General features: G+C 70.8%; 11 protein-coding genes. 3 read left to right on the forward strand and 8 right to left on the reverse strand.

The genetic code is table 11. The features are described 5' to 3' along the window. Positions 1-22: 22 nt before the first annotated feature. The 4 genes from OG293_RS05465 to OG293_RS05480 all read right to left on the reverse strand — a co-directional run bounded on the left by OG293_RS05465 (position 23) and on the right by OG293_RS05480 (position 3,787). Positions 23-1,204, reverse strand: a complete 1,182-nt coding sequence (locus tag OG293_RS05465) for an ROK family protein (protein WP_405997624.1) — start codon at positions 1,202-1,204, stop codon at positions 23-25. A gap of 349 nt (positions 1,205-1,553) precedes the next feature. Then, positions 1,554-2,231, reverse strand: coding sequence for a GntR family transcriptional regulator (locus OG293_RS05470; RefSeq protein ID WP_406003508.1), 678 nt, complete (start codon positions 2,229-2,231; stop codon positions 1,554-1,556). Between the two features lie 88 nt (positions 2,232-2,319). Then, positions 2,320-2,796, reverse strand: coding sequence for an NUDIX domain-containing protein (locus OG293_RS05475; protein ID WP_405997625.1), 477 nt, complete (start codon positions 2,794-2,796; stop codon positions 2,320-2,322). Between the two features lie 19 nt (positions 2,797-2,815). Beyond that, a complete protein-coding gene (locus OG293_RS05480) occupies positions 2,816-3,787 on the reverse strand; it encodes a beta-ketoacyl-ACP synthase III (RefSeq protein WP_405997626.1) in 972 nt (323 codons plus the stop codon). 409 nt (positions 3,788-4,196) lie between these two features. Here OG293_RS05480 and fdhD point away from each other — a divergent pair, with 409 nt between their 5' ends. Next, positions 4,197-5,036, forward strand: coding sequence for a formate dehydrogenase accessory sulfurtransferase FdhD (gene fdhD, locus OG293_RS05485; protein WP_406003509.1), 840 nt, complete (start codon positions 4,197-4,199; stop codon positions 5,034-5,036). Positions 5,037-5,114: 78 nt separating this feature from the next. Here fdhD and OG293_RS05490 read toward each other — a convergent pair whose 3' ends face one another. Then, a complete protein-coding gene (locus OG293_RS05490; protein ID WP_405997627.1) occupies positions 5,115-6,788 on the reverse strand; it encodes a PHP domain-containing protein in 1,674 nt (557 codons plus the stop codon). A gap of 44 nt (positions 6,789-6,832) precedes the next feature. Beyond that, complete coding sequence (locus tag OG293_RS05495) at positions 6,833-8,740, reverse strand: LamG-like jellyroll fold domain-containing protein (protein WP_405997628.1); 1,908 nt, start codon at positions 8,738-8,740, stop codon at positions 6,833-6,835. A gap of 244 nt (positions 8,741-8,984) precedes the next feature. Here OG293_RS05495 and OG293_RS05500 point away from each other — a divergent pair, with 244 nt between their 5' ends. Together OG293_RS05500 and OG293_RS05505 are read left to right on the forward strand one after the other, a co-directional pair. Next, a complete protein-coding gene (locus OG293_RS05500) occupies positions 8,985-10,505 on the forward strand; it encodes a hypothetical protein (RefSeq protein WP_405997629.1) in 1,521 nt (506 codons plus the stop codon). Positions 10,506-10,528: 23 nt separating this feature from the next. After that, positions 10,529-10,870, forward strand: a complete 342-nt coding sequence (locus OG293_RS05505) for a hypothetical protein (RefSeq protein ID WP_405997630.1) — start codon at positions 10,529-10,531, stop codon at positions 10,868-10,870. A 21-nt stretch (positions 10,871-10,891) separates the two neighbouring features. On the opposite strand, the gene OG293_RS05510 is transcribed toward OG293_RS05505, so the two are convergent. Both OG293_RS05510 and OG293_RS05515 read right to left on the reverse strand, forming a co-directional pair. Continuing rightward, positions 10,892-12,229: a protein kinase domain-containing protein gene (locus tag OG293_RS05510; protein ID WP_405997631.1), complete on the reverse strand. Its 1,338-nt coding sequence runs from the start codon at positions 12,227-12,229 to the stop codon at positions 10,892-10,894. Next, positions 12,229-13,053 carry a PP2C family serine/threonine-protein phosphatase gene (locus tag OG293_RS05515; RefSeq protein ID WP_405997632.1) on the reverse strand — a complete coding sequence of 275 codons (825 nt, stop codon included), beginning with the start codon at positions 13,051-13,053 and terminating at the stop codon, positions 12,229-12,231. The genes OG293_RS05510 and OG293_RS05515 overlap by 1 nt, the downstream gene beginning before the upstream one ends. Positions 13,054-13,063 lie beyond the last annotated feature (10 nt).

Below are 13,063 nucleotides of genomic sequence, written 5' to 3' on the forward strand. Positions count from 1 at the left end.
GCGTGCGCGCCGGCCTGGCGGATCAGGCCGGCGAGAACAGGTGGTCGCTGATGAGCCGGGCCGCGCCGATCACTCCGGCGGCCGGTCCGAGCTCGCCCAGGACGATGGGCAGATTGCCGGTCGCGAGGGGAAGCGACTGGCGGTAGACCTGGGTGCGGATGCTCGCCAGCAGGGTGTGACCGAGGCCGGTCACCCCGCCGCCGATCACCACGAGCCCGGGGTTGAAGAAGCTGACGAGTCCGGCGATGACCTGGCCGACGCGGTTGCCGCCCTCGCGGATGAGGGCGAGCGAGGTGGCGTCGCCCGCGGCGGCGGCAGCGGCGACATCGACGGCCGTGAGTCGGCCGCCCGCCTCCAATAGCGCGGCGAGCTCCTGCGACAGGCCGGTGCGGGCCGCTTCCTCGGCGTCGCGGGCGAGCGCGGCGCCGCCGAAGTGAGCTTCCAGGCAGCCCTTGTTGCCGCAGGCGCAGGCCCGGCCGTCCGGCTCGACCTGGATGTGGCCGATGTCGCCGGCGCTGCCCGTCGTGCCGCGGTAGACCTCGCCGCCGACGACGATGCCGCAGCCGATGCCCGTACCGATCTTGACGCAGAGGAAGTCGCCCACCGAGCGGGCGACGCCCGCGTGCTGTTCCCCCATCGCCATCAGGTTCACGTCATTGTCGACCATGACAGGGCAGCCGAGGTCCTGGCTGAGCGCCTCGCGGACCGGGAAGCCGTCCCAGCCGGGCATGATCGGCGGTGCGACCGGCACGCCCTCGGGGAAACGGACCGGGCCGGGGACGCCGATGCCCGCGCCGTCGAAGCCTTCGGCGAGTCCGGACGCGCGGAGCTTGGCCGCCATCGACAGCACCTGTTCGAAGACGGCGACAGGGCCCTCGCGTACGTCCATGGGGTGGTTGAGGTGGCCCAGCACTTCGAGCTCGGCGTTGGTGACGGCGACGTCGACGGAGGTTGCGCCGATGTCGACGCCGAGGAAGCGGAGGGCTGGGGCGAGCCGGATGTTGTGGGAGCGCCGGCCGCCGCGCGATGCGGCAAGTCCGTCGGCGACCACGAGACCGGTTTCGAGGAGCCGGTCGACCTCGACGGCGAGCTTGGAGCGGGACAGGTCCACCTCGTCGCCGAGCTGGGCGCGGGAGTTGGGCCCACCGTCACGCAACAGCCTGAGCAGCCGGGCCTGGTGAGCGTTCGCGGGTCGAGCGGTCATGCGTCTCACGTGCCCCTCCCGCCTTTTCGGCCATGGCGTCGTGCTTTCGAGGGGAACGTAGCAGCGCTTTGCCCAACTGGGAAGAACTTGAGCGGTGTTCTGGCGCAACTTTCTCCACAGTCGGGACAAAGGTCGGGGCGTGGGTGGGCCATGGCGCCTGCGGCGGGCCCGTTCCCCGACCACGCCTCCCCGAACGGGCCTCCGCCCCCGTGCCCGGGCCGCCTTTGGAGGGTGTCCTCAATCGCCGGGCGGGCCGAATACGCCCCGCCCCTCCGGCACACCGAGCCCCTCCGGCACACCGGGCCCCTCCGGTGATTTGAGGCACGAAGGCCCGGGGCAGGGGCCCGGGTTACCTGTCGTCGCGTTGGTGGTACGTCCGCCGCGTGTGCTCCGTGTGTGCCCGCATGACCTCCGTCGCGCGCACCCCGTCACGGTCCGAGATCGCCGCGATCAGCGCGCGGTGCTCGGTCCACGACTGGTCCCCGCGCAGCCGCGCCACCGGCGTGTAGTACCAGCGGACCCGCCGGTCCACCTGTGCCGCCAGTTCGGCCAGCACGCCGTTGCCCGCCAGGTCCATCACCTTGGCATGGAAGCGGGCGTTGATGTCGACCGCCAGGTCCACATCGTCCGAGGCGACGGCCTGTTCGCCCTGCGCGCAGAGCTCTTCGAGCGCGGCGATTGCGGCGGGGCCGCAGTTCGCGGCGGCGAGCCTGGCCGCCTCGGCTTCCAAGAGCGTACGGACCGAGAGCAGTTGGTCCGCCTCCTCCTGCGTCGGCTGATGGACGAACGCGCCCTGCGCCGGGCGGAGGTCGACCCAGCCCTCGGTGCTGAGGCGTTGCAGCGCCTCACGCACGGGCTGACGCGACACTCCGAGGTGGCCTGCGAGTTCGCTCTCGACCAGGTGCTGGCCGGGAGGCAGTGCGCGGGTCGTGATCAGTTCCAGCAGTGCGTCGTAGACCCGCTCACGCAGCGGACCGGGGCGTTCCAGTTTGGGTACGGTTCCCCGTGGAAGTCCTACGGACACCATCACGGTCCCCTCCGCGCCTACAGCGGCGAGCGACGACTGGCTACCGTCTACAGTCTACCGAGCGCAATCCGGCCACGCCGGACCCATGTCACCTCCGGCCGGACTCCAGGAGTTCCTCCAGCCGGTCGAGGAAGACATGCTGCCCGGTCACCAGCTTCTGCCTCGCCTCGTCGACGGGGAACCACTCGGCTCGGTCGATCTCGGGGAACTCCTGCATACGGCCCGATCGCAGGGGCCACTCCATGGTGAACATGCCCGGCACCACCAGGTCCGTGTCCAGGTCGCCCTCCAGCGCCCAGATGGTGACGATCTTCCCGCTCGACTGTCGGGCATCGCCGAGCGGCTGCCAGTCACCGTCGGGCGGTTCGAGCCCCAGCTCCTCCAGGAACTCCCGCCGCGCGGCGGCCATCGGCTCCTCGTCAGGGGTGTACTCCCCCTTGGGCACCGACCACGCGCTGGTGTCGCGGCCGTGCCAGAACGGCCCGCCCATATGACCGATGAGAACCTCGGTGTCCGTACCCTGCCTGCGGAACAGCAGCAGTCCCGCGCTTCGCTTCGCCACCATGCCGATCAGTGTGCCCGGCTCAGGGGCAGCGGATGACCTGACCCGCGTAGGAGAGGTTGCCGCCGAAGCCGAAGAGCAGCACCGGGTCTCCCGACGCGATCTCGCCGCGCTCGACCAGCTTGGAGAGCGCCATGGGGATGGAGGCGGCCGAGGTGTTGCCGGACTGCACCACATCGCGGGCGATCACGGCGTTCACCGCGCCGATCTTCTGGGCGACGGGCTCGATGATCCGCAGATTCGCCTGGTGCAGGACCACGGCGGCAAGATCCTCGGGCGTGACGCCCGCGCGCTCGCAGACCTTGCGGGCGATGGGCGGGAGCTGCGTGGTGGCCCAGCGGTAGACGGACTGGCCCTCCTGCGCGAAGCGGGGCGGGGTGCCCTCGATCCGTACGGCATGACCCATCTCGGGGACCGAGCCCCACAGCACCGGGCCGATCGCCCCCTCCGCGCGGGGGTCCACCGCTCCGTCGTCGCCGGTCCGGGCCGCCTCGACGACCGCGGCGCCCGCGCCGTCGCCGACGAGCACGCAGGTGGTGCGGTCGGACCAGTCGGTGACGCCGGCCATCTTGTCGGCGCCGATGACCAGGGCGCGGGTGGCCGCTCCGGCCCGTACGGTGTGATCGGCCGTGGCGAGTGCGTGCGTGAAGCCCGCGCAGACGACGTTCAGGTCCATGACGGCGGGAGAGCCCATGCCGAGGCGGGCCGCGACCCGGGCCGCCATGTTGGGGGAGCGGTCGATGGCCGTGGAGGTGGCGACCAGCACGAGATCGATGTCGTCGGGCGTGAGACCGGCGGCGGCCAGCGCCTTCGCACCGGCGTGCGCGGCCAGCTCGTCGACCGGCTCGTCGGGTCCCGCCACATGCCGGGTCTCGATCCCGACGCGGCTGCGGATCCACTCGTCGCTGGTGTCGACCATGGTCGCCAGATCGGCGTTGGTGAGCACCTTGGCGGGCTGGTAGTGCCCGAGCGCGACGATGCGTGAGCCGGTCATATGCGGTCCCCTTGGGTGCGGACAGTGGAATTACCCAGTCTTGGCGGCTACCGCCCGGTACGAGGGCATGTGATCCCACAGGATTCCGGGTCCGGATTCTGTAGCTTCCCGAGGGGTGCCTCGGGAACCGCACGGACTTTGGGCCCCAAAGACATACTGTGGACAGTATTCTGCCGACGAATCCCCTCTCCTTCGCCTTCGCTCTCGCTCGGTCACTCGACGGAACGGAGAGCGCCCCGTGGAAGTCGCGGTTGTCGGCGCCGCACGTGCAGGAGAATGAGGTCGTCAAGGTCACCTCGCTGCACGGCAGGCCGGTGACCCATGGGAGCCTCTGTATCAAGGTCTTTCGTACGAAAGACCCTAAGGGTCGCTTCGGCTTCCACCACGTACAGAATCGGAATTGATCGCCATGGGACGGGTCACCGAGCGCCGCCGCACCATCCGGGTCAGGGACGGCGCTGTCTCGTCCCGTGCCGACACTCTGGTCGCCGAGGAGCCTCTGGAGATACGCCTCAACGGCAAGCCGCTCGCGATCACGATGCGCACCCCGGGCGACGACTTCGCGCTCGCGGCGGGCTTCCTGGTCAGCGAGGGCGTGCTCGGCTCCGCGGACGAGCTGCAGTCGATCGTGTACTGCGCGGGGGCCACGGCCGACGGTTCCAACACCTACAACGTGGTGGACGTACGGCTCGCGCCGGGTGTGCCCGTCCCCGACATCACCCTCGAACGCAACGTCTACACCACCTCGTCCTGCGGCCTGTGCGGCAAGGCCAGCCTGGACGCCGTACGCACCACCGCCCGCTTCCCGATCGCCGACACTCCCCCGGTCCGGGTCGAGCCCGCTCTGCTCGCCCATCTCCCCGACCGGCTGCGGGCGGCGCAGCCGGTGTTCGACCGGACGGGGGGCCTGCACGCGGCCGCGCTCTTCTCCGAAGAGGGCGAGCTGCTGGACATCCGGGAGGACGTCGGCCGGCACAACGCCGTCGACAAACTCGTCGGCAGGGCGCTCCAGGACGGCGGGCTTCCGCTGTCCCGGGCGATCCTTCTGGTGTCGGGGCGTGTGTCGTTCGAGCTGGTGCAGAAGGCCGTGATGGCCGGCATTCCCGTTCTGGCCGCAGTGTCCGCGCCGTCCTCGCTCGCCGTCGATCTGGCCGCCGAGACGGGTCTGACCCTGATCGGCTTTCTGCGCGGCTCCAATATGAACGTGTACGCGGGCGACCAGCGCATCGCCCTGAGCACCGAGGTCTGAGCAGCCCCGCCGCACGGGACACAGGCCCGGCCGGCAGGGAGGAAGCCCCCTGCGCCGGCCGGGCCCGTCCGTGATCGCTCAGCGCACGACGTCCACGAACACCGGGTTGGTGTAGAGCCAGGTGTCCAGCCACGGGTCGCCGTTGCCCGGCTCGTGCGTGATGGGGCCGTGCGGGTCGACCGACGCGCCGAGCAGTCCGGGACCGTTGCGCCTGCCGTCGCTGCCCCGCAGCCGCACGTAGAACGACTCATCGACCCTGCCCAGGGGGATGCGCAGGGTGTAGCGACCCCTGCGTCCGCCGACGTCGGCGGTGTGCACGACCCGGGTGTTGGGTGCGCGCCACGCGTCGCGGTCGGCGACCGGACCGCGCACGGCTCCGCGGATCACGTCGAGGTGCGCGAGGTTCGGCACTTCGCCGTGGTGGTTGGGGCGCGAGGCGGTGGTGACGGTGACATTGAGGAAGATCCTCTCCCCGCGGCGCACCCGCAGGCGCCCGCCGAGCGTGACACCTCGGCCGGCGCAGTGCTCCTTGTTCACGCGCACCTCGATGCCGTCGACGAGCTGGCCGTGGTCGACCCAGACGCGGCCCGCGCGCAGACCGGCCATCACCTGCCGGTAGCCGTAGCGGGTCACGCCGACGTGTGTGCGGCTGAACTGGCCGGGCCAGAAGTCGCTGCCGGGCTGCGGCTCGGCGGTGTTGACCGGGTCGGGGAGGCGGCCGGTGTTGTCGAAGTTCTGGCCGGGCAGCCAGTCGCCGTTCTTCCAGGTGTCGAACGCGACGCGGTGCACGTCCGAGTTGGAGGTGACCGAGAACAGCTTGCCCTCGGCGAGCAGGGCGTCCCACAGGCCGCCGACCGTGGCGGTCGCCCAGTCGAAGCCGCCGTAGGTCAGATAGGCCTCGCGCGGATAGCCGGGCCAGGAGTTCTCGGACGGGGAGTTCTCGTACTCCCCGCGGCGGCTGTTCGCGCCGCGCCAGCCGGGTATGGCGGCGGCCTGGGCGCCGGGCGCGCCCTCCATCCCGATCATGATCCCGGGGGCCGCGTCGCGCCAGGCGCGCATCTCGTGGGGCGAGTCGATGCCCAGGCGCAGCGGGTGGTTGGCGAGAACGAGGACATCGTCGACATAGCCGCAGCGGCGCTGCTGGTCGAGCCACTTGAGGGCCTTGACGGCGTGGGCCTCGTTGCGCGGGGTGTCGGGGTGGCCGGGGGCGCCCGCGGTGTAGCCGAGGAGCTTGCCGTCGTACGCCTCTTCGAAGCGCTTCAGCAGGTCGACCTCGTGGCGTCCGGGCGGCGAGAAGACGGTGCAGTGCTCGGCGCCGGGGATGTACCACTCCAGGCCCTGGAAGATCAGCGTGCGCCGGTTGTCGCGGCGGGCCTGGACGATCTCGCGGTGTTCGGCCTCGGCGCCGCCGGCCCTGGCATGGCCGAAGTTGCTGTGCTCGGTGAACACCATCCAGTCGAGACCGTATCCGGAGGCGGCCCGGGCCAGTTGCGAGAAGGTGTACTTCGCGTCGTGGCTGTAGACCGAGTGCACATGGTGGTCGCCGACGAGGTAGGCGAGGTGCGGGTCGCCGAGGTCGGAGGTGTTGGCCTCCGCGGCGGTCGGGGCGAGCAGCGCTCCGCCGGCGAAGGCAGCGCCGAACAGGCCAGCGCTGCGCAGCAGTCCGCGCCGCGAGAGCCCTTGCGGGTCGAGTGATTCGGCCGGCACATCGGGGTCCGCCCAGGTCGGCAGGGGCTGATGCGGTCGTGCCATGGGGTATCTCCTTGAGGGGTGGTGCGGTGGTGGCGGGTGCCGGGTCAGGCGTTCATGAAGTCGCGTACGGGCAGGGCGCGTTCGACGATCCTGATGTCGCCGAGCCGGCCGTGCAGCAGCTGGTCGAGCTTCCCGCCGTACTCGTACGCGCCGAGCAGCCAGGGCAGACCGAGGGTGGCGAGACCGCCGGTGCGGGTGGCGGGGTTGCGGGCGACCCGGCAGCCGTCGATGTACAGGGTGGTGTGCCTGCCGTCGTTGACGACGGCGACATGCCACCAGGTGCCGCGCTCCAGCTCATGGCTCCAGTTGGTGACCAGGCCGGGCCGGTTCAGCGGCGCGGCCGCCCACTGGATGCCGGGACCGTCGGAGAGGGAGAGGGTGGCGACGGGCTCTTCCGGGTCCCCCTCGGTCTTTCCCGCTGCGCCGAGGGTGCCGCGGCGGCTGAGGATCGATCCCCAGGCGTGGTGGCCTGCGTCCCAGTCGGCGGGGAGCTGCAGGAAGGCTTCGACGGTGTAGCCGGCACGGAAGGTCTTGGTGTTGAGCGGGGCGTCCTTGGCGGTCTGCAGATACGCGCCGTGCAGCGGAGGCTTGCCGCCGTCGAAGTGCAGGCTGCCGTGTCCCGGCTGGTCGGGATGGTGGTCCGCGGACCAGCGCAGGGCGTCTGCCGGGGAGCCGGGGACGGGTTCGCGGGTGAGGTGGTTGCCGTGGCCGGACAGGTCGGGGACGCGCAGGGCGGCGGAGGCCGGGGAGCCGTCGGGATGCGGGCCGTCGAAGCGCCAGTACGCGACGGTGCCGGGCACCAGCATCTTCGCGGCGGGGCGGGGCCCACGGACGGGGACGGGCGCGAAGCCGGCGAAGCGTTCGTCGAAGTCGATGGGTACGGAGAAGCTGTCCTGCGGCCCGGTCATCTCGATCTCGCGGCGCTCCAGCTCGTTGAGCCTCTCGTCCGCACGGCCGAGGATCCACGGGGAGATGGTCTCGACGTCGACGGTGTTTCGGGCGAGGTCGAAGCGGTAGAGGCGGATCATCGCGCTGCCGCCGTAGTAACGGTTCTGGTAGTTGGTGATGTGCAGGTGCACATCGTGGCCCGCCGCGTTCTTGCGGGTGGTGCGGGCGGCCGGCCAGTAGTGGCCGTTGAGGGTGAGGAAGATCTGGTCGTTCTCGGCGATCAGCTCGTCCCACAGGTGCTTGCCGTGCGGGGAGAAGTCGGCCTCGTCACCGTACCGGTCGGCGTAGACGAGCTCGTGTGTGGTGAGGATGACCGGCGTCCTCGGGTGCTTCTTGATGACGTCCCTGGCCCAGGCGAGTCCGGCGGCGGACGGCCGCCAGTCGAGGGCGAGAACGAGCCACTCACGGCCGGCGGCGCGGAAGAGGTGGTACGTGTTGTAGCCGTCGGGCGTCGCTCCGCCGAAGGTGGGCAGCCCGCGCAGCCGCCGCGGGCCGAAGGCGTCCAGGTAGGGGGTTCGGCCGCGCCGGTCGTCCGTCGAGGAGTCGATGTCGTGGTTGCCCGCCAGGACGCTGTAGCCGACGCGCCGCCGGTCGAGAAGCTCGAAGGCCTCGCCCAGGGGCGCGAATTCCTCGTGGAGGCCGTGCTCGGTGAGGTCGCCGAGGTGGGACAGGAAGACGATGTTCTCGTCGCGGCCGTGGTCGAGGATGTAGCGCAGGGATGCCTCGACGGGAGCGGCGTTGATGCTGGCGCCGTCGAAGAGGTACTGGGTGTCCGGCATGACGACGAGCGTGAATCTGGGGCTGTCGGGGTCGGGACGCCATGCGGCAACGTTGTCAGCGGCTTCCTGCCGGGGCAGGGCGGAGGCGGGTGCGGCTGCGGCGAGGCCCCCCGCGGCGGCCGCCGCGGCCGTGGCAGCGCCCGTGAGGCCGGTGGCGCGCAGGAACGTACGCCGGCTGGCGCCGGCCGGAAAGGGCGTGTCGGGCTGGTGGAGCGGGCTGCACATGGACGTCTCCGCGGGTGGTCCGTCGGGGGATGTCCGGCACGGTAGGCGAAGGGCTTGTGCGCAAGGGGGCCTCAGCGGCAACCACTTGGCGAAGACTGGGTGAACGGGTGGCCGGAAACGGCTCCCGCCAGGGGCGCACGGCCGGAACGCGTGCCCCGGCTTGGCCGGTCCGGGCCACCCAATCCGGGGACAGGGAGGCCGCGTCTGCCTAGTCTGGATGTGGCATCACCAGGAGGGGGACCTCATGACGCCACGCACCTTGCCGTCCCTGCCGCAGTACAGCGACGACGCCGTCACCCGGCTGCTGTGCGCGCACACCCATCTCGACGAGAACTTCGCCATGGAGGCGCTGGAGGAGTTCACGGCGGACCGGATCAAGGCGGTCGGGCTCCCGCTCGGCATCAATCTGATCGCGCTCGTGCGGCATGCCGGTGCGGCGCAGCGGCGGCGCCGGTCGCGTGATGCACAGCTGGCCGTGCTGCTGTCGGCCCTCGTCGCCTGTCTGCTCGCCGCGCTCGTCTCGCTGGGGAACGGGTTACCCGACGCGGCGGCGGGTTTCGGTATCGCCGCCGCGGTGGTCCTGGCAGCGGCCTGGTTCGCGATCCACCACTGCACCCACTTCGCCTGGATCGCCGCACGCGAGGTCTACCGCGGGCAGCGCAAGCCGCAGGATCTTGCGCCACCGCTGGAGAAGGAGACCGAGGACCACCTCAAGTCCCTGCGCCAGGCCAATGTCGTCGCCTACGACGCACGTCTGGAGGCGGACACGCCGTTCGTCGGGAGCGGGGACTTCGTCACGGAGTTCGTCTGGCCGAGCGTGGACGTCAGCCGCCCCGCCGAGAACCCCGCGGGCGGCACGCTCGTGAAGAAGCCGTTCGACGCGGTGGATCTGCACGCGTACATGGCGCGCGAGATGAGCGGCATAGCCGGCCTCGACGGCCTGCGGGCCCGCAACCGGCTCTACGTGCGCGGGCTCCATGTGCCCTCTCTCGGCCCGCAGTTGCTGCCCGACGCGACCCGGCACCCGCTGACCCGGATCGACAAGCAGCTGGTGCAGTCCGGTGTGCTCCGTGAGGGCGGTGGCATGCGCACGTATCTCAGCCTGGAGATGGTCGGCCACGGCGGCAAGTACGTCATGTCGATGCATCTGCGGGCCCGTCTGGTGATGGACCGGCTCTCCTGGTCGGTCGCCGCCTATGTGCTGCCTCCGGTCGACGAGCACTACGCGTATGTGGCCTATCTGCCGCTCGGCGGCTTCGAGGAGTGGTGGCAGCTGACCCGGCACACGGCCACGAGTCTGCGCTGGATGCTGTTGAGCGCCCCTGGGCGGATGCTGCGCCGCAGATCCCGGAGGGCCGCGCACGCCCGGGACCTGCGCAAAATCCGCCGCGAGATCACCAAGCACAAGGTCGCGTACGACTACGGAGCCCTGGACAGTCTGCGCGAGCGGGTCGCGCAGGACACGGACCGGATGAACTTCGACCAGCGCATGGACGCCAGCGACGCGTTCCAGCGGCTTCAGCAAGGGGCGTTGATCGCTACGAAGAGGTTCCTGGTGAGCCACAACGTCGATGCGAGCGACCTCGACGACGCCCAGAAGGTGATCAACAACCAGACGTACAACATCGGGTCCATCAGCGGCAATCACACCCAGGTCGGCCCGAACAACAACCAGAACAACGCCGGACCCGGTGGTGCGGGCGGGCCCGGAGGCGGTGCGGGCGGCGGAGGGACGCCACCGAGCGGCGGCGGCAAGACCACGTGACACCAGGTGAACGAGGGAGAGAGATGAGCACCTTCAACATCGGCAATGTGAGCGGCAGCGGTCATCAGATCGGCGAGAACAACACGCAGAACACCTACGGCAACACCCAGAACAACCAGGGGGCGCAGGCTGCCGATCCGGTCCTCCTCGCGACCCGGCTGGTCGAGCTCCTGCGGGCCGAGCGGCCCGATCTGGCGCTTCAGGCCGAGCTGGTAGAGGCGGAGATCGCCGGCGCCCAGGCCGAGGGCCGCGCGCTCAACCGGGGCCGGGTGCAGTCGTGGCTGACCACGATCACAGCGGGAGCGGGAGCGGGCAGTGCCGCGCTCACCCTCGCCCAGGCCGTCGGCGGAGCCGTCGGGCTGTAGGGCGAGGGCGCGCGCAGGGCGTCAGTCCGCGCTGACGACAGCCCGCGCCGCGGACCCCATCTGCATCTCCAGGCCGGACCGCAGCGGCACGCTCTGGCCCGGTGCCACCTGCTGGACAGTGCCGTCGGCCTTGCGGGCCGTCCAGCTCTCCGCCGACCGGTTCGCCAGGCCGTACTTCCCCGGTTTCTGGGGGTGTTCGACCAGCTCCGCGACGAGGGTGGCGTCGTCGTAGCGGTGCCGGACGGGCTCGGCGACCAGATGGTGGGCGTACACCCTGGCGGCCCGGCGCAGCCGTAGATTCCTCTCGACCTTCGGGCGGAGGGTGGTGACGACCAGCCGGGGCGGCAGGATGAGTGTCCGCCCGCAAGACCAGCAGACACCGGGCGTCGACGACTGCGGCTCCGTCATGTTCTGCCGTCCGCACTCCGCGCAGACGACGATGGTGTCGCGCACCTCGCTCAGTGCGTGCCGCCACTGGGTCTCGCGGACGCGGCGCATTCCGTCGTGGAGGCCCTCCGTGAAGTTCTGGGTGAAGAGCTTCTGCAGGACGGGAGGGGCTGTGGCCCAGGTCGCAAGGACCGTGCCGTGTTCGACGGGATCGGGCCGGTTCTCGTCGTTGAGGGGGTCGAAGACGAAGACGGGCCGCTTGCCGTACAGCCGCTTCTCCGCCGCTTCGTCCAGGCAGCGGATCTCCAGCTCGGCCCGCCCCTTGAGGGGGTGATGGTTCATCAGGAGCATGAACAGCAGTACCGACAGGGAGTGCAGATCCGTCTGGGTGCCGGGGACGGCCCCGGAGTCGCCGCGCACCAGCTCGGGGGCCATGAACTCCATCGTCCCGGAGATGCCGGTGCTGTCCCCTTCGCTGACGGCGTTGTCGTTGTCGCAGACGAGTACGTCTCCGTTGTCCGGGTCGAAGAAGATGTTGCCCCAGGAGATGTCCCGGTAGGCGATGCCTCGTGAGTGCAGGGACTGGTACGCCTCGACCATGTTGAGTCCGGCGGTGACCAGGGCCAGCGGGCTGGTCCGCAACTGCCTGCGGAACAGCGCGGGCAGCCCCTGGTACCGGTCGGGCCGGATGTCCATGAGATAGCCGAAGCCTCCGGAACGTCCGCCGGTCACAAAGGCATGCGGCCACAGGAACCGGTCGTCGTCGAAGTCGCGGCCCACCAGGCCCTCGACAATGGTCCGCTGCTCGGCCGTGGCACATGCGGGGTAGTACCACTTGAGGGCCTTGTCGCCGGTCGGTGTCTTCACGCGGTAGACCTCGCCCTGGCCGCCGGCGCCGAGCATACCGGCGACCGCCACTTCGGCCCCGGTGTCCGTCGTCAGCCGGGTATCGCTGTCAAGCATGCCGGACATCAGTCCTCCGTTTCTGTGGGGGCGGGGGCGGGCCGCCTAAGGCACGCCACGACCGCGGTGGTGTCGTCGCCGGAGTAGCTGCCCGCGCGTGCCAGCCAATCCGGCAGGGCCTCGCCGATCGCGGCGGGGCCCTCCGCCGCGATCCGCTCGTCGACCTCCTGCACAAAGCGGACGAATCCGTCCCGGGCGGCGAAGCTGTTGGAGAGGCCGTCCGTGGAGAGTGCGACCAGGCGGGGCAGCCTGGCCGGGTCGCTGACCGGGGCCCAGTGCACCCGCACCAGGTCCCACGCCTGCCTGCTGCACATCGACTCGGTCTCGTCGCCCAGTTCGGGCTGTGCGGGGGTCAGCGGCTGTGCGACCGTGCCGTCGGCGTCGACGATCATCAGATCGCCGTCCCCCAGCTGCCAGGCGACAAAGAGCCCCTCGGTGAGGACCGCGCCGATCAGTGTGGTGCCGTAGGCGCGCACCAGATCGTGCACGGCGGGATGCGACGTGCCCTGCTTCGAGCGGTGCCGTTTGACGACCCAGTCCTGCCAGGTGCGCACCAGTTCCCGCGGCACCCGGTCGTGGGCGTCGGCCCACAGCCGCCGCAGTCCGCCGCCCCCGGCCTGGCGGGCGCGGGCGGCGAAGTCCGCGGCGCAGAGCTTGAAGACGTCCACGGCATAGCGGGCGCCCAGATGGCTCAGGGGATGACCGGCGGAGCCGTGACCGTCGGCGACCGCCAGGAGCAGTGCGCCGTCGGGGGTGCTCTCCCAGTCCGTCCAGTCCTGGTTCAGGGACTTGGCGGGCCCTTGGACGCTGCCGTTCAGAATGTGCCAGCGCATGTCCGGGATC

This window comes from Streptomyces sp. NBC_00829, from assembly GCF_045161795.1.
Classification (GTDB): domain Bacteria; phylum Actinomycetota; class Actinomycetes; order Streptomycetales; family Streptomycetaceae; genus Streptomyces.

Coding starts and splice junctions, on each gene's coding strand:
- OG293_RS05465 (WP_405997624.1), bottom strand. CDS start 1,204: ATGACCGCTCGACCCGCGAACGCTCACCAGGCCCGGCTGCTCAGGCTG.
- OG293_RS05500 (WP_405997629.1), top strand. CDS start 8,985: ATGACGCCACGCACCTTGCCGTCCCTGCCGCAGTACAGCGACGACGCC.
- OG293_RS05515 (WP_405997632.1), bottom strand. CDS start 13,053: ATGCGCTGGCACATTCTGAACGGCAGCGTCCAAGGGCCCGCCAAGTCC.
- OG293_RS05495 (WP_405997628.1), bottom strand. CDS start 8,740: ATGTGCAGCCCGCTCCACCAGCCCGACACGCCCTTTCCGGCCGGCGCC.
- OG293_RS05510 (WP_405997631.1), bottom strand. CDS start 12,229: ATGTCCGGCATGCTTGACAGCGATACCCGGCTGACGACGGACACCGGG.
- OG293_RS05470 (WP_406003508.1), bottom strand. CDS start 2,231: ATGGTGTCCGTAGGACTTCCACGGGGAACCGTACCCAAACTGGAACGC.
- OG293_RS05505 (WP_405997630.1), top strand. CDS start 10,529: ATGAGCACCTTCAACATCGGCAATGTGAGCGGCAGCGGTCATCAGATC.
- OG293_RS05475 (WP_405997625.1), bottom strand. CDS start 2,796: ATGGTGGCGAAGCGAAGCGCGGGACTGCTGCTGTTCCGCAGGCAGGGT.
- fdhD (WP_406003509.1), top strand. CDS start 4,197: ATGGGACGGGTCACCGAGCGCCGCCGCACCATCCGGGTCAGGGACGGC.
- OG293_RS05480 (WP_405997626.1), bottom strand. CDS start 3,787: ATGACCGGCTCACGCATCGTCGCGCTCGGGCACTACCAGCCCGCCAAG.
- OG293_RS05490 (WP_405997627.1), bottom strand. CDS start 6,788: ATGGCACGACCGCATCAGCCCCTGCCGACCTGGGCGGACCCCGATGTG.